The sequence below is a fragment of the Motilimonas thetidivivens genome (assembly GCF_046452435.1).
Lineage (GTDB): Bacteria > Pseudomonadota > Gammaproteobacteria > Enterobacterales > CBDFNC01 > Motilimonas.
On record NZ_JBKFDK010000073.1, the window covers coordinates 1 to 453 of the forward strand.

Sequence of the window (453 nt, forward strand, 5' to 3'; positions counted from 1 at the left end):
AAAATACAATAAAAAACACCTTGCCCTTGGCGCTGCCTTTATCGGCCTGTGTATATGGGCGCTGAGCAAAGACGGCTCGCAGCCGCTGGACCCACTCCCCCCTTATGCGCATGACCAAAGAATCCATAAAAAAATAGTGTTTCGCCGTGAGAATAAAGGCATTAACAACCATGCCCTCACGGAACAACTGCATTTTAATAATTCACCGGGTTATGACGATTTTGTTGGCGTCATCGCTTACCAAAACCCCGCCGGCTTTCCCGTTGTATTGTATTACGAGTTTGAATTAACTCGCGGCCTGATCTACGGCCGCAATTTTGATACAAAGAGCGGCACCAAACAAGAAGCAGAACAATATGATTAAAACCATCAAAGGGCTATTTTCAAAGCCTAAGGTCACCGAGCGTTTCAACGTTGACGAATCTGAACCGATCCGCTCGTTGCCGCCCCACC

The 453-nt window shown here is 47.5% G+C and carries 1 protein-coding gene; it reads left to right on the plus strand.

Annotation, left to right across the window (positions count from 1 at the left end; genetic code table 11):
- Positions 1-364, plus strand: a 364-nt coding sequence (locus ACK8OT_RS19290; RefSeq protein WP_410198136.1) for a hypothetical protein, incomplete at its 5' end; no start/stop codon positions are given.
- Positions 365-453: the final 89 nt, after the last annotated feature.